Below are 19,142 nucleotides of genomic sequence, written 5' to 3'. Positions count from 1 at the left end.
ATTTGTGTCGCAGAATCAAGCATCCAGCCCGGCCGACGACAAGCCGGCCTCAGCCGCGAGCCGTATTGCGGCGCTGATTCCCGGCATCCTCCTTTGCGTTCTGGTCGCCGGTGTCTCGGCCCTGCTGGAGCGGGCCGAACTGGGCATGTTCGAGCATCCCTATGTCGAGGCGCTGGTCATGGCGATCCTGCTCGGCATGGCCTTGCGCAGCTTCTGGAAACCGGCGCCGCGCTGGCAGGCCGGGATCGCCTTCAGCGCAAAGCAGCTCCTCGAAGTCGCCGTCATGCTTCTGGGGGCCTCGATCAGCTTCGCCGCGATCGCGGCCTCAGGCATTGCGCTGCTGGCCTCGATCGCTGCCGTCGTCGTGATCGCGCTCGGCGTATCCTTCGGCCTCAGTCGGATGTTGGGGCTGTCGACGCGCTTGTCGATCCTGATCGCCTGCGGCAACTCGATCTGCGGCAATTCCGCAATTGCGGCCGTGGCTCCGATCATCGGCGCCAACAACGACGAAATCGCGTCTTCAATCTCCTTCACCGCGATTCTCGGCGTGATGATGGTGCTGGGCCTGCCGCTGTTGATTCCGCTGTTGCAGTTATCCGCGACGCAGTACGGGATCCTGGCGGGTCTCACCGTCTACGCTGTGCCGCAGGTGCTGGCCGCGACTGTGCCCGCCGGGCTTGTCTCGACGCAGATCGGCACGCTCGTCAAGCTGATGCGCGTCCTGATGCTCGGCCCCGTCGTCGTCGGCCTGTCGCTGGTTGCCTCACGCTGGCAGAGCGATGCCAAGAAGACCAATGTCGGATTCTTTCGACTGGTCCCGTGGTTCATCCTCGGCTTCCTCGCGCTTGCGACCCTGCGCTCCCTCGAAATCGTGCCCGCCACGGTGGTCGGGCCGGTCACGAAGATCACGGGCTTTCTCACCGTGGTGTCGATGGCCGCGCTGGGCCTGGGTGTGGATGTGCGGGTGCTTGCCAATGTTGGCGGCCGTGTGACCGCCGCCGTGACGCTGTCGCTGATGCTGCTGCTGGGCATCAGCATCGCGCTGGTGCATTGGTTCAAGTAGGAGGGCGCCGCTGCTCTGGACATCCGGAGCCAGACGTTTATTGGTCTTCGCCAATGTGACCGGCCATCGTTCACGTGGCCGGTCCGAAAACAGCGAGAACGCCAGCCATGACCACATTGACGGTGAAAGACCTTCTCCCCGAGGACGGAACGCGGGGAACGTTGGCCGGCCGCGTCTGGCTGCCGCAGGTGAACGGTCCGGCCGTCGTTGCTGTGCGAGACGATGGCGTTTTTGACGTCACCGCGAAGTTTCCGACCATCAGCGCGCTCTGCGAGGAAGACAATCCCGCCAAGGCCCTCAGCTCGACCAAGGGCGAGCGCATCGGCGATCTCGAGGCGATCGTCACCAACACGGCGCCCGATGGGCGCGACCCGAAAAAGCCGTGGCTGCTCGCGCCCGTCGACCTCCAGACGCTGAAGGCCGCCGGCGTCACCTTCGCCATCTCGATGCTGGAGCGCGTCATCGAGGAGCGGGCCAAGGGCAATCCGGCCTCGGCCGAGGCGATCCGCAAAGAGGTGACACGGCTGATCGGCGACGATCTGTCGAAGCTCAAGCCGGGCTCGGACCAGGCGATGCACCTGAAGCAGGTGCTGATCGATCAGAACGCCTGGAGCCAGTATCTTGAAGTCGGCATCGGCCCCGATGCCGAGGTCTTCACCAAGGCACCGACCATGTCCTCGGTCGGCACTGGCATGGACGCCGGCCTGCATCCGAAGTCGACCTGGAACAATCCCGAGCCCGAGTTCGTGCTGTTCGTCTCGAGCCGCGGCAAGATCGTCGGCGGCGCGCTCGGCAACGACGTGAACCTGCGCGACTTCGAGGGACGCTCGGCGCTGCTGCTGTCGAAAGCCAAGGACAACAACGCCTCCTGCGCGATCGGCCCGCTGCTGCGCCTGTTCGACGACACATTCACGCTCGACCACGCGCGCAAGCTGGACATCAGTCTCAATGTGAAGGGCGCCGACGGTTTCGTCCTCGACGGCCATTCCTCCATCAGCAAGATCAGCCGCGATCCGACCGATCTCGTGGCGCAGACCATTGGCAAGATCCACCAATACCCTGACGGTTTCGTACTCTTCCTTGGTACCATGTTCGCCCCCGTGAAGGATCGCGAGGCGCCGGGGCAGGGCTTCACTCACAAGCGCGACGACATCGTCACGATCTCAGCGCCGCAGCTCGGCAAGCTGATCAACCGCATGCGCACCAGTGACGAGTGCGAGCCCTGGACGTTCGGCATCGGCGCGCTGATGAACAACCTGGCGCAGCGGAAATTGATCTAGCGCTTCGCCTCTCCCTCATCTACGGCCGTCATGCCCGGGCCTGTCCCGGGCATCCAAGTTCTGTTGGGGCAACTAAGCAAGGCGTGGATGGCCGGGACAAGCCCGGCCATGACGATCTGTGGCCCCACCCAGCCGCATGAAACTCCTCATCTCCTCGTTGCATCCCTGGAACAAAATCGCTCTGAGCGTGTCGTAGAACCGCGCGCTGCCGCGTCGCCAGGTCCCCCTCCAAATAGTCAAATAATATGACTAGTCGGAACCGAACTTCCGTGAAATAGTGCCTCCCGCCGCCCCAAAGGCTGGCCTGCGGGTGCCATGCTACCAATCGGCGCTCCGGATAAACATCTTGGGAGACACGCCTGATGACCCTGAAAGTTCTCTTTGCGGCCAGCGCCACGGCGGCGTTGTTGCTCGCGCTGCCGGCCAATGCGGCCGAGCTCACCATCGGCTTCTCGCAGATCGGATCGGAATCCGGCTGGCGCGCCGCCGAGACCTCGGTCTCCAAGCAGGAAGCTGCCAAGCGCAAGGTCAACCTCAAGATCGCCGACGCGCAGCAGAAGCAGGAGAACCAAATCAAGGCGATCCGCTCCTTCATCGCGCAGAACGTCGATGCGATCTTCCTTGCGCCCGTCGTTTCGACCGGTTGGGATTCGGTGTTGAAGGAAGCCAAGGAGGCCAAGATTCCGGTCGTGCTGCTCGACCGCGACATTGATCCCTCCGGCAAGGATCTCTATCTCACCGCCGTCACCTCCGACAGCGTGCACGAAGGCGCCGTTGCCGGCGACTGGCTCGCCAAAACTGTCGGGACGAAGGCCTGCAACATCGTCGAACTGCAGGGCACGGTCGGCGCCAGCGTCGCCGCCAACCGCAAGAAGGGCTTCGACACCGCCATCGCCAAGCATCCGAACCTGAAGGTGGTGCGCAGCCAAACCGGCGACTTCACCCGCGCCAAGGGCAAGGAGGTGATGGAAAGCTTCATCAAGGCCGAAGGCGGCGGCAAGTCCATCTGCGCCGTCTACGCCCACAACGACGACATGATGGTGGGCGCGATCCAGGCGATGAAGGAAGCCGGCCTCAAGCCGGGCAAGGAGATCCTGACCGTCTCGATCGACGCGGTCCCCGACATCTTCAAGGCGATGGCCGCCGGCGAGGCCAACGCGACGGTCGAGCTGACGCCGAACATGGCCGGCCCCGCGCTCGATGCCATTGCAGCCTTCAAGACCAAGGGCACGGTTCCGCCGAAATGGATCCAGACCGAGTCCAAGCTCTACACCGCCGCCGACGATCCGCAGAAGATCTACGACAGCAAGAAGGGCCTCGGTTACTGAGGCGGTTACCGCGCCGGATCGCCCCTAGTGGTCCGGCGCACCCTTCGAAGCGGTTGCATTAACCGCTAGGCTGGGTGTCCGCCTCGACGGACACCGGTGGAGTGACGTTGCCATGGAGAACAGCCTCGATCCTGCTTTGCCGCTGCTGGAGGTGCGCGGGATCAGCAAGAGCTTTGGTGCCGTGCGCGCGTTGCAGGAGGCCGACTTCACGTTGCGCGCGGGTGAGATCCATGCGCTGCTCGGCGAGAACGGCGCCGGCAAGTCCACGCTGATCAAGGTGATCACCGGCGTGTTTCCGCGCGACGCCGGTATCGTCAGGATCAGCGGTGAAGAGATTGCGCCGCGTTCGACCAAGGCTGCGCTTCAATCCGGCATCGCCACGGTCTACCAGGAGGTCAATCTGCTGCCGAACCTCTCGGTGGTGCAGAACCTCTTCCTCGACCGCCAGCCGATGCGCTTCGGCATCGTGCGCGAGGGCGAGATGCGGCGTCGCGCCAAGGCGCTGCTTGCCGATTTCGGGCTCGACATCGACGTTACCGCACCGCTCGGCAACTATTCGGTCGCCATCCAGCACGTCACTGCGATCGCGCGGGCAGTCGATCTCTCCGCACGCGTGCTGATCCTGGACGAGCCGACCGCGAGCCTCGACCGCCACGAGGTCGAGATCCTCTTCGGCATCATGCGCCAGCTCGCGAAGCGCGGCATCGGCATCGTCTTCGTCAGCCATTTCCTCGATCAGGTCTACGAGATCTCCGACCGCATCACGGTGTTACGCAACGGCCGCCTGGTCGGCGAGCGCGAGACGGCTTCGCTGCCGCGACTCGAGCTGATCCGGATGATGCTTGGCCGCGAGCTGGCCGAGACCACCAGCGCGCGGGCTGCGGCCACCGAACCCAAGGCGCGCGAGGTCTGCGCGAGCTTCGAGGGTTACGGCAAGGCCGGCTATGTCGCGCCCTTCAATCTCGAGCTGCGCCATGGCGAGGTGGTCGGCCTTGCCGGCCTGCTCGGTTCAGGGCGCACCGAGACGGCGCGGCTTGTGTTCGGCGCCGAACGCGCCGATCGCGGGCAGGCGAGGGTGGAGGGCGCGGCTGTGCGGCTGCAGTCGCCGCGCGACGGCGTACGCCACGGTTTCGGCTATTGCCCGGAGGAACGCAAGACCGACGGCATCGTCGCCGAGCTCAGCGTGCGCGAGAACATCGTGCTCGCGCTCCAGGCCAAGCGCGGCCTGCATCGGCCATTGTCGCGACGCGAGCAGGACGAGATCGCAAGCCGCTATGTCAAGATGCTCGACATCCGCCCGCCCGATCCGGAACGGCCCGTAGGCCTGCTCTCCGGCGGCAATCAGCAGAAAGTGCTGCTGGCGCGCTGGCTTGCGACCTCGCCGCGGCTCCTGGTGCTGGACGAGCCGACCCGCGGCATCGACGTCGGCGCGCATGCCGAGATCATCCGCCTTATCCGGGAGCTCTGCGACGACGGTCTCGCACTGCTCGTGATATCTTCCGAGCTCGACGAGATCGTGACCTATTCGGATCGCGTCGTGGTGCTGCGTGACCGCGCCCATGTCGAGGAGCTCGCGGGCGAGGCGATCGACGTCGGTAACATTCTCGCCGCCATCGCCGCCGATAGCGTAGCTGTCGCGCTTGAGGCCCACACATGACGGCGTTGTTGCCGCGCCGCGGCCTTCCCCAGATCCTCGCGCTGATCGTCATCCTCGCGGTCGACCGCGCAGTGTCACCGCAATTCTTCGACCTCCGCCTCCAGGACGGCCGGCTGTTCGGCAGCCTGATCGACGTGCTCAATCGCGGCACGCCGGTGGCGCTGCTCTCGCTCGGCATGGTGCTGGTCATCGCGACGCGAGGCATCGACCTGTCGGTCGGCGCGGTCATGGCGATCTCTGGCGCGATCGCGGCGAGCCTTGCCGATAGCCATGGCCTGCCGGTGGTGCTGGCCGCCGCGCTGGGTGCCGGACTCGTCTGCGGCCTCTGGAACGGCTTTCTCGTCGCCGTGCTCGGCATGCAGCCGATCGTGGCAACGCTGATTCTGATGGTGGCGGGACGCGGCATCGCCCAGCTCATCACCGAGGGACGCATCGTCACCTTCTCCTCACCGGATCTGGTCTGGCTGGGCAATGGCGCGGTGCTCGGTCTGCCGGTGCCGGTCGCCATCGCGCTCGGCATGCTGATCCTCACCGGCGCGGTGGTGCGGGGCTCGGCGCTCGGGCTCCTGATCGAGGCGACCGGCGGCAATGCGCGGGCAAGCGAGCTTGCCGGCGTCGGCACCCGCGCCATGATCCTGGCCGTTTATGTCTGGTGCGGGGTCTGCGCCGCGCTCGCCGGCGTCATCGCAGCCGCCGACATCATGGGAGCCGATGCCAACAATGCCGGCCTCTGGCTCGAGCTCGACGCCATTCTCGCCGTGGTGATCGGCGGCACTTCGCTGTTCGGCGGCCGCTTCAGCCTCGTTCTGGCCGTACTCGGCGCGTTGATCATCCAGACCATGAACACCGGCATCCTGCTGTCGGGCTATCCGCCGGAATTCAATCTGCTGGTCAAGGCGGTGGTGGTGCTCGCGGTGCTGCTGCTGCAATCGCCGAAACTGTCCGGCATTGCCGGAATCGCGGCACGGCTGCGGAGGGCGAAACCATGAAAGGCCTGCCGCCCGTCCTCATCACGGCGATCGTGCTCGTCGCGGGCTTTGCGCTCTGCGCAGTGCAATTCCCCAACATGGCCTCGACCCGCGTGATCGGAAATCTCCTCACCGACAATGCCTTTCTCGGTATTGTCGCGACCGGCATGACTTTCGTCATCATCTCAGGCGGCATCGATCTGTCGGTCGGATCGGTGATCGGATTCACCACTGTCTTCGTGGCGTTGGCGATCGAGCGCTGGGGCGTGCCGCCGCTGGCCGCCTTCGCCGCCGTCCTCGTGCTCTCGGCAGGGTTCGGGGCTGCGATGGGCGCCGTGATCCACGTCTTCGACCTGCCGCCCTTCATCGTCACGTTGGCCGGCATGTTCCTGTCGCGCGGTGCGAGCTTCCTGCTCTCGACGGAATCGGTGCCGATCACCGCGCCGGTCTATTCCACCGTGTCGGATTTCGCACTGCGCATGCCCGGCGGCGGGCGGCTGACGGCGATCGCGATCATCATGCTGGTGATCGTGATTGGCGGCGCCCTGCTGCTGCAGCTCACCAGGTTCGGCGCCAACGTCTACGCGCTCGGCGGCAGCCGGGCGACCGCGAGCCTGATGGGCGTTGCCGTCGGCAAGATGACGGTGAAGATCTACATGCTATCGAGCCTGCTCGCCGGCATCGCGGGCATTGTCTTTTCCTTCTACACGAGCGCGGGCTACTCGCTCTCCGCCGTCGGCGTCGAGCTCGACACCATCGCGGCCGTCGTGATCGGCGGCACGCTGCTGACGGGTGGACAGGGCTCGGTGATCGGCACCTTCCTCGGTGTCCTGATCCAGGGCCTGATCCAGACCTACATCAATTTTGACGGTACATTGTCGAGCTGGTGGACCAAGATCGCGACCGGTGTTCTGCTGTTCGCCTTCATCGCCTTGCAGCAGGGGCTGGTCGGGCTGGCGCGCCGGCCGGTGAAGGCGAGTGCAGGAGCAGCCTCATGACCTCGCGCATCGTCGTCATCCCGACGCGGCGGGCTCATTCCAACCACGCCGAAGTGGCCCGCTCGATCGGCGTCGACATCATCGCCGGGCGCTACGCGGAGGGGACGCGGCTGCCGGGCGATGCCGAGATGATCGCGATGTTCGGCGTGTCGCGCCCGGTGCTGCGGGAGAGCGTGAAGACGCTGGTCGCCAAGGGCCTGCTCACCACCAAGGCGCGGGTCGGCACCGTGGTGCGCGAGCGTGGCGCCTGGAACATGTTCGACGCCGACGTGCTGGCCTGGCATCTGGACGCCGGCATCGACAAGCGCTTCCTCAACGACCTCGCCGAGATACGTCTGGCTGTCGAGCCGCGCGCCGCGATGCTTGCGGCGGCGCAGCGATCGGAGGAAGATCTCGTCGAGCTTCGCCGCTGCATGGACCGGATGCGTCTTGAAGCTTCCGATTCCGTCGGCTTTGCCGACGCCGACCTCGCGCTCCATGTTGCGGTGGCGCGCGCCTCCGGCAATCTGTTCATGCGCTCGATCGGGCATGTCATCGAGGCTGCGCTGCGCGCCTCGTTCCTGCTCAGCGCCCCGGTCGAGCCGGAGGACCGTGACACCGTGCTGCTCTGGCACCAGAACATCGTCGACGCCATTGCGGCGGGCGATGCGGAAGCTGCGTCAGAGGCGATGGTCTACGTCATTCACAATGGCATGAGCCGCCACGAGGGCACGGTCATCGAGAACGCCCAGGCCGAGGCGTTGCCGTCAGTCGATACTGGAGAATAGTCGTGACAGATCTTCGCATCGCCATCGTCGGCTTCGGCAAGATCGCGCGCGACCAGCATGTCGGCGCCATCGCCGCGACGCCGGGCGCGACGCTCGCGGCGATCGCCAGCCGCAACGCCTCGCTGCCGGGACTGCCGCATTTTGCGACCATCGAGGAATTGCTGGAGAAGGGGCCGCCGATCGACGCGGTCTCGCTCTGCACGCCGCCGCAGGTTCGCCGCGGCCAGGCTGCTGCGGCGCTGGCCGCCGGCAAGCATGTCATGCTGGAGAAGCCGCCGGGCACCGGCGTCGCCGAGCTCGATCCGCTGATCGCCATGGCGGCAGATGCGAAGCGCACGCTGTTTGCGACCTGGCATTCCCGCTACGCGCCCGCGGTCGAGCCGGCACGGCAATGGCTCGCCGGGCGCCGCATCGCCTCCGTGCATATCAGCTGGAAGGAGGACGTCCGCGTCTGGCATCCCGGGCAGGGCTGGATCTGGGAGCCGGGTGGCCTCGGCGTGCTCGACCCCGGCATCAACGCGCTGTCGATCCTCACCCGTATCCTGCCGCGACCCGTGTTCGTCACCGCGGCCGAGCTGGCCTTTCCCGCCAATTGTCAGGCGCCGATCGCCGCGAACCTGACCCTGACGGACATCGGAGGCCTCCCGATCAGCGCCGAATTCGACTTTCGCCAGACGGGACCTCAGAGCTGGGATATCGTGGTGGAAACCGACCAGGGCCGGATGACCCTGTCGAACGGAGGGGCGCGCATGGTGATCGACGGCAAGGTGCTTGCCGAAGCGCCTGATGAGGAATATCGCGGCCTCTACCGGCGCTTCATCGCGCTCGCCGCCACCGGCGCGAGTGACGTCGATCTGGCGCCGCTTCGCCTCGTCGCCGACGCCTTCCTGCTCGCCAAGCGCAGCGTCGTCGAACCATTCTTGGACTGACCATGGCCGCATCAAGGATCACAAAAGACGCTTTTGGAACGTTGCCCGACGGCCGCAAGGTCGAGCGCATCGTGCTGCGTGGGGAGAGCGGCTTCGAAGCACGCATCATCACCCATGGCGCGGTGCTGCAAGCGTTGATCGCGCCCGACGCCAATGGTGGCCATGATGATGTCGTGCTCGGCCATGACGCATTCGCCGGCTACCTCACTGAGCGAAAGTTCTTCGGCGCCACCGTCGGCCGCTACGCCAATCGTATCGCCAAGGGGCAGTTTTCGCTCGACGGCGAGACGGTGCAGCTTGCCGTCAACAACGGCCCCAATGCGCTGCATGGCGGCCTCGACGGCTTCGACCGCAAGCTCTGGGAGCTTGCGGAGATCGACGAGGGCGCCGAGCCCGCGGTGACGCTCACTTATGTCAGTCCGCATGGCGAGGAAAATTATCCCGGCCGGCTCGACGTGGGCCTGACTTACCGCGTCACGGGACCGACCGAACTGTCGCTCACCATGGAGGCCCGCACGGACCGTCCGACCATCGTCAACCTCACCAACCACAGCTTCTTCAATTTGGAAGGCGCGACCGCCGGCACGCCCGTCCTCGATCACAAGCTGACCGTCGCCGCCGAGCATTTCCTTGCGATCGATCCCACCGCCATTCCGTTGCCGGAGCCGCCGCGCAGCGTGGCCGGCACACCGTTCGATTTTCGCGATGCGCGAGCAGTCGGCGCACGGATCCGCGAGAGCGATCAGCAATTGCAGAACGGCAGGGGCTACGACCACACCTATTGCTTGGGCCGTGACGACAAGCTCGCGTTCGCAGCGCGGCTGGAGGCGCCACGCTCGGGGCGCATCATGGAACTGTTCACCAATCAGCCCGGCCTTCAGGTCTATTCCGGCAACTATCTCGATGGCACGATTTCAGGGAAGGGCGGCAAGCTCATCCGGCAATCGGATGCGATTTGCCTGGAGCCGCACATCTGGCCTGACGCGCCGAACCGGCCGGACTTCCCGAGCCCTCGGCTCGCACCCGGCGAGATCTATCGTCATCACACCGTGTATCGCTTTTCGGTGAGGTCGCCATGATGGAGCAGGTGCCCACGTCTGTCCTCTCGGACCATCCTTGCCATCTCGGCGAGGGGCCGACCTATGACGCGACCACCGATACCGCCTGGTGGTTCGACATCCGCGAAGGGCTGCTGTTCGAGGCGCAGCTGGGCAGCGGCAGCATCCGCGTCCATACGCTCGGCCGGATGGCGAGTGCGCTCGGGCGCATCGATGCGGAGCGGCACTTGATCGTCGCCGAGGACGGCCTCTATGTCCGCAAGCTCGCCGACGGCGTCATGACGCTGCTCTGTCCGCTCGAAGCCGACAATCCCACGACGCGTTCCAATGACGCGCGGGTGCATCAATCCGGCACGTTCTGGATCGGCACCATGGGCCGCAAGGCGGAGCCCGGGGCAGGCGCAATCTATGCGTTTCATCGCGGCAAGATCTCCCTGCTGTTCCCCCGCATCAGCATTCCGAACTCGATCTGCTTTTCGCCGGACGGTGCGATCGGCTATTTCGCCGATAGTGCGCGCGCCGTGCTCTACAGGGTCCCGCTCAACCCCGCGACCGGCCTGCCGCGTGGCGAGCCCGAAGTGCTGCTGCGTCACACCGGCATCGGCGGTCTCGACGGCTCGGTGTGCGATGCCGACGGGCAGATCTGGAACGCGTGCTGGGGTGCAAGCCGCATCGACGTCTACTCTCCCCAAGGCGAGCGCCTGCGCTCACTCGGCGTGCCAGCCAAGCAAGCGAGCTGTCCCGCGTTTGTCGGTCCGGATCTGTCGAGCCTCCTCGTCACGTCCGCATGGCAGGACATGGACGCAGCAGCGCGCGCCTCGGATCCGCAAGCAGGCCAAACCTTTCTGCTGGAGGCTTCCGCGCGCGGTCGCGCCGAGCCTGACGTCAAGCTCGCATAGGAGATCCGAACTAATCCGAGTCTACGTCCTCGCCGAAACGAAGAACAGTCTGACACCCAAAGGGAGTGAAACATGCTGAAATTGAAAACCACATTCCTCGCGCTGGCGCTGGCCGGCGCTGCGACGATGGCCACGGGCGTGGCCGCCTCTGCCCAGAAGGCGACGGTCGGCATTGCCATGCCGACAAAATCCTCGGCGCGCTGGATCGACGACGGCAACAACATGGTCAAGGTGCTGAAAGAGCGCGGCTACAACACCGACCTGCAATATGCCGAGGACGACATTCCGAACCAGCTCTCGCAGGTCGAGAACATGGTGACCAAGGGCGCCAAGGCGCTGGTCATCGCCGCAATCGACGGCACGACTCTGTCAGATGTGCTGAAGCAGGCAAAAGCAAAAGGCATCATCGTGATCGCCTATGACCGCCTGATCCGCGGCACGCCGAACGTCGACTATTACGCAACCTTCGACAACTTCCAGGTCGGCGTGCTCCAGGCGCAGTCGATCGAAAAGGGCCTCGGCCTGAAGGAGGGCAAGGGACCCTTTAACATCGAGCTGTTCGGCGGCTCGCCCGACGACAACAACGCCTACTTCTTCTACAATGGCGCCATGAGCGTGCTGAAACCCTACATCGACAGCGGCAAGCTCGTCGTCGCCTCCGGCCAGATGGGCATGGACAAGGTCGCGACGCTGCGCTGGGACGGCGCCACCGCGCAGGCGCGCATGGATAATCTGCTCAGCGCCTATTACGGTAACAAGAAGATCAATGCCGTGCTGTCGCCCTATGACGGCATCTCGATCGGCATCATCTCCTCGCTGAAGGGCGTCGGCTATGGCAGCGCCGACCAGCCGATGCCGATCATCTCCGGTCAGGACGCCGAGGTGCCCTCAATCAAGGCGATGCTGCGGGGCGATCAGTATTCGACCATCTTCAAGGACACCCGCGACCTCGCCAAGGTCACGGCCGACATGGTCGACGCCGCGCTCGCCGGCAAGCAAGTCACTGTCAACGACACCAAGACCTACGAGAACGGCGTCAAGACGGTGCCGTCCTATCTGCTCAAGCCGGTCGTGGTCTACAAGGACAATTGGGAGAAGGAGCTGGTCGACAGCGGCTACTACAAGAAGTCGCAGTTCCAGTGAGGCTCTTTCCCCTCTCCCCGCGTGCGGGGAGAGGGTTAGGGTGAGGGGGCTCTCCACGGGAGCAGTGGTTGATATGCACTCCGTCATTGCGAGCGCAGCGAAGCAATCCAGTCTGTCGCCGCGGAAAATAGTCTGGATTGCTTCGCTGCGCTCGCAATGACGAAGCGGATGCAGCGATATCATTCGACCTCTCGCCGCACGCCGGAGAGTCGAAGGAAGCAAGGGACACGACGATGACCGCCATGCTGGAGATGCGTAACGTCAGCAAGAGCTTTGCCGGTGTGCAGGCGCTGCGCGACGTCAACTTCTCAGTTCACGCAGGCCAGATCCACGCGCTCGTCGGCGAGAACGGCGCCGGCAAGTCGACGCTGATGAAGGTGTTGAGCGGGGTCTATCCGCACGGCAGCTATGAAGGCACCATCGTCTTCGAGGGCGAGGAGCGTCGCTTCCGCGACATCAACGATTCCGAGGCGCTCGGCATCATCATCATCCATCAGGAGCTGGCGCTGATCCCACTGATGTCGATCGCCGAGAACATCTTTCTGTCGCATCCGCCGTCGAAGCTTGGCATCATCGATCGCGACGAGGTCTACCGGCGTACGCGGGAGCTGCTCGCGCAGGTCGGTCTGAAGGAATCGCCTGACACGTTGATCACTGATCTCGGCGTCGGCAAGCAGCAGCTGGTCGAGATCGCCAAGGCCCTCTCCAAGCGGGTGCGCATGCTGATCCTGGACGAGCCGACGGCGAGCCTCAACGAGGCGGACAGCGCCGCGCTGCTCGAACGCCTGATGACATTCCGCGAGCAGGGCATCGGTTCGATCCTGATCTCGCACAAGCTGAACGAGGTCGCCAAGGTCGCCGACCACATCACGGTGCTGCGCGACGGCCGCACCGTCGACAGCATCGATTGCCGTGCCGAGCCGATCCAGGAGGACCGCATCATCCGCAGCATGGTCAATCGCGATCTCGCTCACCGCTTCCCGGAGCGCAACGCGAAGATCGGTGAGGCCGTGCTCACCGTCGAGAACTGGTCGGTCTATCATCCCATTCATCCCGAACGGCAGGTGATCAAGAACGTCAATTTCAGCGTCAGGCGAGGCGAGGTCGTGGGCATCGCCGGCTTGATGGGTGCCGGTCGCACCGAATTTGCGATGAGCCTGTTCGGCCGCTCCTGGGGCACCAATATCAGCGGCAGCCTCCGGCTCGAGGGCAGGGAGATGATGCTACCGAGCGTCGCGGCCGCGATCGACGCCGGCCTTGCCTATGTCACCGAGGACCGCAAGCAGCTCGGCCTTATCCTCGCCGACGACGTCCGCAAGAACATCACGCTGGCAAGCCTCGAGCAGGTCGCACCCAGACGGGTGATCGACGACATTGCCGAGCTGAAGGTCGCAAGCGACTACCGCAACCGCATGCGGATCCGCTGCTCAGACGTCTACCAGGAGACCGGCCAGCTCTCAGGCGGCAATCAGCAGAAAGTCGTGCTGTCGAAATGGCTGATGACCGATCCGAAAGTGCTGATCCTGGACGAGCCAACGCGAGGGATCGACGTCGGTGCCAAATACGAGATTTACTGTATCATCAACGAGCTGGCGGAGGCCGGCCGCGGCGTGGTGGTGATCTCCTCGGAAATGCCGGAGCTGCTCGGCATCTGCGACCGCATCTGCGTCATGAACGAGGGCGCCTTCGTCGGCGAATTCAGGGGATCCGAGGCGACGCAGGAAAAGATCATGCGCGCGATCATGCGCAACGAACGAAGCATTGGGAACGCCGCGCCCGCCGCCGCGGATATGGGAGGAATGCAGCCATGACCGACAAGACGGTGTCGCTGCCCGAGGAGCGCCGCCACGGCAGCTTCATCAAGAACAACTTACGCAACTACGGCATGCTGATGTCGCTGATCGCGATCATGCTGTTCTTCCAGGTCATGACCGGCGGCACGCTGCTGCAGCCGCTGAATCTCACTAACCTCGTACTGCAGAACAGCTACATCGTCATCATGGCGCTCGGCATGCTGCTGGTGATCGTCACCGGCCACATCGACCTCTCGGTCGGCTCGGTCGCCGGCTTCGTCGGAGCGGTAGCCGCCGTACTGATGGTGACTTACAAGGTCGACTACACGCTCGCCTTCATCGCCTGCCTGCTGGTCGGTGCCGCCATCGGTGCCGCGCAGGGCTATTGGGTGGCCTATTTCAAGATCCCGTCCTTCATCGTCACCTTGGCGGGCATGCTGGTGTTTAAGGGCCTCGCACTCGCGGTGTTGCAAGGCCAGTCGCTCGGGCCGTTCCCGGCGACCTTCCAGAAATTGTCGTCGGGGTTCATTCCCGAATTGCTGCCTGAGGCCGGCACGGTGCATCCGACCTCCATGCTGATCGGCGCGGTACTCGCGCTTGGCCTTGTCTACGCCAGCGCCAAGAGCCGCTCGCGCGAACAGTCGCACGGCATCGAGGTCGAGCCTTATGCGTTCTTCCTCGGCAAGAGCGTTTTGCTCGCCTGTGCCGTGCTCTATTTCACCTATCTGATCGCCTCGCATCGCGGCCTGCCGAACGTGCTGGTGATCATGACGGCGCTGATCGCGCTCTACGGTTTCGTCACCCGCCGTACCGTGATCGGCCGGCAGATCTACGCGGTCGGCGGCAACGCCAAGGCGGCGAGCCTGTCCGGCATCAAGACCGAGCGGCTGACCTTCCTCACCTTCGTCAACATGGGTGTGCTCGCCGCGCTCGCCGGCCTCGTCTTCGCCGCGCGCCTCAACACCGCGACTCCGAAGGCCGGTCTCGGCTTCGAGCTCGACGTCATCGCCGCTTGCTTCATCGGCGGTGCCTCGGCCTATGGCGGGGTGGGGCGCGTCGGCGGCGCGGTGGTCGGCGCCATGATCATGGGCGTGATGAACAACGGCATGTCCATCCTCGGCATCGGCATCGACTATCAGCAGGTCATCAAGGGGTTGGTGCTGCTGGGTGCGGTGTGTATCGACGTGTATAACCAACGGCGGTAGCCCGCATTGGCGGTCTCATAGGGTGGGTTAGCCGAGGAGCTGCGCAACGCGCAGGTTACGCTTCGCTAACCCACCCTACCAGTTACTGCGTGGTGAACAACACTGTCGCGATCGCGACGGAGAGGCTCACCGCTGATACGGTCGCCACGGTCGAGAGCACGCCCATCCTTCTCAGAGCGATGGCAAACGCGATGATAATGGGCGTCGCGGTCATCAGTCCGATCTGTGCATCGCTCATGGGCTCGTTCGCCGTCTCGTGGAACCGTCAAGTGCATCCATCCTATGACGGTGTGACTGCCGGGATATTGCGTTAGCGCAAACGTCGCGCCGCTGCTCTCTTTGTGCAGCGACAAAGTGGAACCGTGCCGTCGGAGTATCTTTTTCGCATCGTGGATGCGGAAATCAGATGTCGGTCGCCGATTGCGAACAAGAGAAAGCCGGCTGGGGAATCTTCGAAGGCCTCCCTGGCGATCCCATGATTTGGGTGCTGATCTTCAGCGAGCTCGCCGCCTTCGGCCTGTTTCTCGGCGCCTTCATCGTCACCCGCGCGCTCCATCCTGCGATTTTCGCGGCAGGCCAAGCCACGCTTGACGCCCATCTCGCCGGGATCAACACCGTCGTTCTGGTGACCAGCGGATGGGCCGCGGCCCGCGGGACGGCGGCCGCGCGTGCGGGCCGCAGGCAGGTGGCGCACGGCTGGCTGTTCGGCGCGATGACGCTCGGCGGTTTATTCATCGCGGTCAAGCTGCTCGAATATGCAGGGGAAATCGCCGAGGGAAATGGCCTGGAAACCAGCGCGTTCTTCACCCTCTATTTCCTTCTCACTGGCTTCCACCTGCTGCATGTCGGCCTTGGCATCGTGATTCTGGCCGTCGTTTCCCGGAGTGCCGAAGCGTCTAGCGTGGAGACGGGAGCCGTCTTCTGGCACATGGTCGATGTGCTCTGGGTCGTCATGTTCCCGATCATCTATCTGGTGCAGCCGTGATTCCGGATCGTCTCGACATCACCTGGATTGCGCTGATTGGTCTGGCGCTCGCGACCGTTGTTGTCCCACCATTTGTGCCGCGTCCGTTGCTCGGCAATGCCCTGCTGCTGGCATTCGCTGCCCTCAAGGGTCGCCGCATCGTGCTCGATTTCCTCGATCTTCGCTCTGCGCCCGCGCTCTGGCGCGGCCTCGTCAGCGCATGGATCGTCATCGTGCTGCTGCTTGCCTGGCTCGGATCCGCGGTCGTCACCCTGATCTGACCCGCTCATTGCGCCCTGACAAAGAACGGGGCGGCCGTATCGGCAATAAATCGCAGCATCGCTTCCTGCAGGAATCAACCGGAAAGGATCGGCAATGGCTGAACGCCTGACCAAATCGGCCGCTCGAAACGTCTTCTACGGCGGCTCGGCCTTTTTCTTCGCCATCTTCATAGGGCTGACGGCGCACAGCCACTATTACATGAACACGACTTCGACTGACGCGAAGACGCTGACCTCGTCAGTCGCCCGGGGCAAGCATGTCTGGGAGAAGCACTCCTGCATCAACTGCCACACGCTGCTGGGCGAGGGCGCGTATTTCGCACCCGAGGTCGGCAACGTCTGGGATCGCTGGGGCGGCAACGAGGATCCGGCCGGCGCGCGCGAGACGCTGAAGGCCTGGATGCAGGCACAACCTTCTGGTGCGCCGGGCCGGCGCCAGATGCCGCAGTTCAACCTCTCCGACCAGGAGCTCAACGATCTCGCCGACTTCCTGCAATGGACCTCGACGATCAAGCGCCAGGAATGGCCGCCGAACAAGGCCGGTTGAGCGCATCGCTTCCGCAATTCCTCAAGACAGAGAGCCTGAGATGAAATATCAGACACAGAAAGTCGCGATGCTGTATTTCTACGGCGCGCTGATCCTGTTCCTCGCGCAGGTCCTGTTCGGCCTGGTCGCCGGAACGATCTACGTCCTACCCAACACGCTGTCGGCGCTCCTGCCGTTCAACATCGTCAGGATGATCCACACCAACGCGCTGATCGTGTGGTCGCTGATCGGCTTCATGGGCGCAACCTACTTCCTGCTTCCGGAAGAGACCGAGACCGAGCTGTACAGCCCGCTGCTGGCAAAGATCCAGTTCTGGATGTTCTTCGGCGCAGCGGGTGTGGCCGTCGTCGGCTATCTCTTCCACTACCATGAGGGCCGCGAGTTCCTCGAGCAGCCCTTCATCATCAAGGTCGGCATCGTCGTCGTCTGCCTGATGTTCCTGTTCAACGTGACGATGACGGCGCTGAAAGGTCGCAAGACCACGGTCACCAACATCCTGCTGTTCGGGCTGTGGGGCGTTGCGATCTTCTTCCTGTTCGCCTTCTACAATCCAATCAATCTGGCGGTCGACAAGATGTACTGGTGGTACGTCGTCCATCTCTGGGTTGAGGGCGTCTGGGAGCTGATCATGGCCTCCATTCTCGCCTATCTGATGATCAAGCTCAACGGCATCGACCGCGAGGTGGTCGAGAAGTGGCTCTACGTCATCATCGGCCTTGCGCTGTTCTCGGGCATCCTCGGCACCGGCCACCATTTCTACTGGATCGGCGCGCCCGGCTACTGGCAGTGGATCGGTTCGCTGTTCTCCACGCTGGAAGTCGCTCCCTTCTTCACCATGGTGATCTTCACGGTGCAGATGACCTGGAAGGCCGGCCGCAAGCATCCGAACCGCGCTGCGCTGTTGTGGTCGGTCGGCTGCTCCGTGATGGCGTTCCTGGGAGCCGGCGTCTGGGGCTTCCTGCATACGCTGTCCTCGGTGAACTACTACACACACGGCACCCAGGTCACCGCTGCGCACGGCCATCTCGCCTTCTTCGGCGCCTATGTGATGCTGAACCTGTCAGTGATGGCCTACGCGATCCCGCAGCTGAAGGGACGTGCGCCCTACAATCAGTGGCTCTCGATGGCGAGCTTCTGGATCATGTGCACGGCGATGATGGTGATGACCTTCGCGTTGACCTTCGCTGGCGTGGTCCAGGTTCACCTCCAGCGCGTGCTCGGCCAGGGCTACATGGACGTGCAGGACCAGCTCGCGATGTTCTACTGGGTCCGGCTCGGCTCCGGCGTGTTCGTGGCGATCTCCGCGCTGATGTTCGTCTGGGCGGTGCTGGTGCCCGGCCGCGAGAAGCAGGCGACGATTTCTGCAGCACTGCAGCCCGCCGAGTAAATGCAGACGGCGGCCGCGGTTCGCCGCGGCCGCAAGCTTCCTGGAAATTCCGGAGAGATTATCATGAAACCCGCTCTTCACACCGTGACCTCCGCGTCAGCGTTTCCGGCCTATGTTCCATCCGGAAACGAATGCGAGCTGTTCGACCACGCTTGGCGGCGCCGGCTACCGGTGCTGCTCAAGGGCCCGACCGGCTGCGGCAAGACACGTTTCGTCGCGCATATGGCGGCGCGACTAGGCCTGCCGCTTCACACCGTCGCCTGTCACGACGATCTCACCGCAGCCGATCTCACCGGCCGCTATCTGCTCCGCGGCGGCGACACCGTGTGGACCGATGGCCCGTTGACGCGTGCGGTTCGCGAGGGTGGCATCTGCTATCTCGACGAGGTGGTGGAAGCGCGCAAGGATGTCACCGTGGTGCTCCATCCCCTGACAGACGACCGCCGCATCCTGCCGCTGGAGCGCACCGGTGAGGAACTGGCGGCGCCAAACAGCTTCATGCTCGTCGTCTCCTATAATCCTGGCTACCAGACGCTGCTCAAGGCGCTGAAGCCGTCGACGCGGCAGCGCTTCGTCGCCATCGAATTCGGCTTTCTGCCGCCCGAGCAGGAGATCGCCGTCGTGTCCGCCGAAAGCGGACTGTCGCCGGAGCGTGTGCGGCCGCTGGTCGGGCTGGCTGGTCGGCTGCGCGCGCTGAGGGGACACGATCTGGAGGAGGGCGTCTCGACCCGGCTCGTGGTCTATTGCGCGAGCCTGATCGGCGCGGGCACGCCGATTGCCGAGGCGGTGCTCGCCGGCATGATCGAGCCGCTTACTGACGATGCCGAAGTCAAGGCCGCGCTGCTGGACGTCGCGCGTGCCGTGATCGGGTGAGG

19 protein-coding genes are annotated in these 19,142 nt (G+C 64.3%); 18 read left to right on the top strand and 1 reads right to left on the bottom strand.

Annotated features, from left to right (window positions below; translation table 11 throughout):
• The first annotated feature begins 4 nt into the window (after positions 1–4).
• From SE91_RS19880 to mmsB, 13 genes are all read left to right on the top strand, one after another.
• Positions 5–1,063: a YeiH family protein gene (locus SE91_RS19880; RefSeq protein ID WP_061848793.1), complete on the top strand. Its 1,059-nt coding sequence runs from the start codon at positions 5–7 to the stop codon at positions 1,061–1,063.
• Between the two features lie 107 nt (positions 1,064–1,170).
• On the top strand, positions 1,171–2,343 hold the full coding sequence (locus SE91_RS19875) for a fumarylacetoacetate hydrolase family protein (protein ID WP_061848792.1): 1,173 nt from the start codon (positions 1,171–1,173) through the stop codon (positions 2,341–2,343).
• 362 nt (positions 2,344–2,705) lie between these two features.
• Entirely contained in the window at positions 2,706–3,671 is a 966-nt protein-coding gene (ytfQ, locus tag SE91_RS19870; protein ID WP_061848791.1) for a galactofuranose ABC transporter, galactofuranose-binding protein YtfQ, read from the top strand.
• A 112-nt stretch (positions 3,672–3,783) separates the two neighbouring features.
• Positions 3,784–5,328 carry a sugar ABC transporter ATP-binding protein gene (locus tag SE91_RS19865; protein ID WP_061848790.1) on the top strand — a complete coding sequence of 515 codons (1,545 nt, stop codon included), beginning with the start codon at positions 3,784–3,786 and terminating at the stop codon, positions 5,326–5,328.
• Positions 5,325–6,317, top strand: a complete 993-nt coding sequence (locus SE91_RS19860) for an ABC transporter permease (protein WP_061848789.1) — start codon at positions 5,325–5,327, stop codon at positions 6,315–6,317. The genes SE91_RS19865 and SE91_RS19860 overlap by 4 nt, the downstream gene beginning before the upstream one ends.
• Positions 6,314–7,294, top strand: a complete 981-nt coding sequence (gene yjfF, locus SE91_RS19855; RefSeq protein WP_061848788.1) for a galactofuranose ABC transporter, permease protein YjfF — start codon at positions 6,314–6,316, stop codon at positions 7,292–7,294. Before SE91_RS19860 ends, yjfF begins: the two co-directional genes overlap by 4 nt.
• The gene (locus tag SE91_RS19850) at positions 7,291–8,061 is read left to right on the top strand and encodes a FadR/GntR family transcriptional regulator (RefSeq protein ID WP_061848787.1); all 771 of its coding nucleotides are present in this window, start codon (positions 7,291–7,293) and stop codon (positions 8,059–8,061) included. The genes yjfF and SE91_RS19850 overlap by 4 nt, the downstream gene beginning before the upstream one ends.
• 2 nt (positions 8,062–8,063) lie before the next feature.
• Entirely contained in the window at positions 8,064–8,990 is a 927-nt protein-coding gene (locus SE91_RS19845) for a Gfo/Idh/MocA family protein (protein WP_061848786.1), read from the top strand.
• A 2-nt stretch (positions 8,991–8,992) separates the two neighbouring features.
• Positions 8,993–10,069 carry an aldose epimerase family protein gene (locus tag SE91_RS19840; RefSeq protein ID WP_061848785.1) on the top strand — a complete coding sequence of 359 codons (1,077 nt, stop codon included), beginning with the start codon at positions 8,993–8,995 and terminating at the stop codon, positions 10,067–10,069.
• Positions 10,069–10,947 carry an SMP-30/gluconolactonase/LRE family protein gene (locus SE91_RS19835; RefSeq protein WP_061848784.1) on the top strand — a complete coding sequence of 293 codons (879 nt, stop codon included), beginning with the start codon at positions 10,069–10,071 and terminating at the stop codon, positions 10,945–10,947. Before SE91_RS19840 ends, SE91_RS19835 begins: the two co-directional genes overlap by 1 nt.
• Positions 10,948–11,019: 72 nt before the next feature.
• The gene (chvE, locus tag SE91_RS19830) at positions 11,020–12,090 is read left to right on the top strand and encodes a multiple monosaccharide ABC transporter substrate-binding protein (protein ID WP_061848783.1); all 1,071 of its coding nucleotides are present in this window, start codon (positions 11,020–11,022) and stop codon (positions 12,088–12,090) included.
• Between the two features lie 233 nt (positions 12,091–12,323).
• Positions 12,324–13,901: a multiple monosaccharide ABC transporter ATP-binding protein gene (gene mmsA, locus SE91_RS19825; protein WP_061851217.1), complete on the top strand. Its 1,578-nt coding sequence runs from the start codon at positions 12,324–12,326 to the stop codon at positions 13,899–13,901.
• Complete coding sequence (gene mmsB, locus SE91_RS19820) at positions 13,898–15,088, top strand: multiple monosaccharide ABC transporter permease (protein ID WP_008554166.1); 1,191 nt, start codon at positions 13,898–13,900, stop codon at positions 15,086–15,088. The genes mmsA and mmsB overlap by 4 nt, the downstream gene beginning before the upstream one ends.
• An 82-nt stretch (positions 15,089–15,170) precedes the next feature.
• Here the strand turns inward: mmsB and SE91_RS37165 are convergent, their stop codons facing one another.
• Positions 15,171–15,326, bottom strand: coding sequence for a hypothetical protein (locus tag SE91_RS37165; RefSeq protein WP_085965373.1), 156 nt, complete (start codon positions 15,324–15,326; stop codon positions 15,171–15,173).
• Between the two features lie 168 nt (positions 15,327–15,494).
• Here SE91_RS37165 and SE91_RS19815 point away from each other — a divergent pair, with 168 nt between their 5' ends.
• The 5 genes from SE91_RS19815 (at position 15,495) to SE91_RS19795 (ending at position 19,140) form a co-directional block, all read left to right on the top strand.
• Complete coding sequence (locus tag SE91_RS19815; protein ID WP_061848782.1) at positions 15,495–16,073, top strand: cytochrome c oxidase subunit 3; 579 nt, start codon at positions 15,495–15,497, stop codon at positions 16,071–16,073.
• Complete coding sequence (locus tag SE91_RS19810) at positions 16,073–16,333, top strand: cytochrome C oxidase subunit IV family protein (protein ID WP_061851216.1); 261 nt, start codon at positions 16,073–16,075, stop codon at positions 16,331–16,333. Before SE91_RS19815 ends, SE91_RS19810 begins: the two co-directional genes overlap by 1 nt.
• Positions 16,334–16,427: 94 nt before the next feature.
• Positions 16,428–16,880, top strand: a complete 453-nt coding sequence (locus tag SE91_RS19805; protein WP_061848781.1) for a c-type cytochrome — start codon at positions 16,428–16,430, stop codon at positions 16,878–16,880.
• Positions 16,881–16,920: 40 nt separating this feature from the next.
• Positions 16,921–18,267 carry a cbb3-type cytochrome c oxidase subunit I gene (locus SE91_RS19800; RefSeq protein ID WP_008554180.1) on the top strand — a complete coding sequence of 449 codons (1,347 nt, stop codon included), beginning with the start codon at positions 16,921–16,923 and terminating at the stop codon, positions 18,265–18,267.
• 63 nt (positions 18,268–18,330) lie between these two features.
• Positions 18,331–19,140 carry a CbbQ/NirQ/NorQ/GpvN family protein gene (locus tag SE91_RS19795; RefSeq protein ID WP_061851215.1) on the top strand — a complete coding sequence of 270 codons (810 nt, stop codon included), beginning with the start codon at positions 18,331–18,333 and terminating at the stop codon, positions 19,138–19,140.
• The last annotated feature ends 2 nt before the right edge of the window (positions 19,141–19,142 follow it).

The organism is Bradyrhizobium sp. DOA1, from assembly GCF_001593325.1.
GTDB lineage: Bacteria > Pseudomonadota > Alphaproteobacteria > Rhizobiales > Xanthobacteraceae > Bradyrhizobium.
This window is presented reverse-complemented; position numbering and strand designations above follow the sequence as displayed.

Bases quoted from the DNA above. Each gene is read 5' to 3' on its own strand.
- SE91_RS19815 (WP_061848782.1), top strand. From the start codon at position 15,495: ATGTCGGTCGCCGATTGCGAACAAGAGAAAGCCGGCTGGGGAATCTTC.
- SE91_RS19795 (WP_061851215.1), top strand. From the start codon at position 18,331: ATGAAACCCGCTCTTCACACCGTGACCTCCGCGTCAGCGTTTCCGGCC.
- SE91_RS37165 (WP_085965373.1), bottom strand. From the start codon at position 15,326: ATGAGCGATGCACAGATCGGACTGATGACCGCGACGCCCATTATCATC.
- yjfF (WP_061848788.1), top strand. From the start codon at position 6,314: ATGAAAGGCCTGCCGCCCGTCCTCATCACGGCGATCGTGCTCGTCGCG.
- SE91_RS19800 (WP_008554180.1), top strand. From the start codon at position 16,921: ATGAAATATCAGACACAGAAAGTCGCGATGCTGTATTTCTACGGCGCG.
- chvE (WP_061848783.1), top strand. From the start codon at position 11,020: ATGCTGAAATTGAAAACCACATTCCTCGCGCTGGCGCTGGCCGGCGCT.
- SE91_RS19865 (WP_061848790.1), top strand. From the start codon at position 3,784: ATGGAGAACAGCCTCGATCCTGCTTTGCCGCTGCTGGAGGTGCGCGGG.
- SE91_RS19835 (WP_061848784.1), top strand. From the start codon at position 10,069: ATGGAGCAGGTGCCCACGTCTGTCCTCTCGGACCATCCTTGCCATCTC.
- ytfQ (WP_061848791.1), top strand. From the start codon at position 2,706: ATGACCCTGAAAGTTCTCTTTGCGGCCAGCGCCACGGCGGCGTTGTTG.
- SE91_RS19805 (WP_061848781.1), top strand. From the start codon at position 16,428: ATGGCTGAACGCCTGACCAAATCGGCCGCTCGAAACGTCTTCTACGGC.
- SE91_RS19850 (WP_061848787.1), top strand. From the start codon at position 7,291: ATGACCTCGCGCATCGTCGTCATCCCGACGCGGCGGGCTCATTCCAAC.
- mmsA (WP_061851217.1), top strand. From the start codon at position 12,324: ATGACCGCCATGCTGGAGATGCGTAACGTCAGCAAGAGCTTTGCCGGT.
- SE91_RS19875 (WP_061848792.1), top strand. From the start codon at position 1,171: ATGACCACATTGACGGTGAAAGACCTTCTCCCCGAGGACGGAACGCGG.
- SE91_RS19860 (WP_061848789.1), top strand. From the start codon at position 5,325: ATGACGGCGTTGTTGCCGCGCCGCGGCCTTCCCCAGATCCTCGCGCTG.
- SE91_RS19840 (WP_061848785.1), top strand. From the start codon at position 8,993: ATGGCCGCATCAAGGATCACAAAAGACGCTTTTGGAACGTTGCCCGAC.
- mmsB (WP_008554166.1), top strand. From the start codon at position 13,898: ATGACCGACAAGACGGTGTCGCTGCCCGAGGAGCGCCGCCACGGCAGC.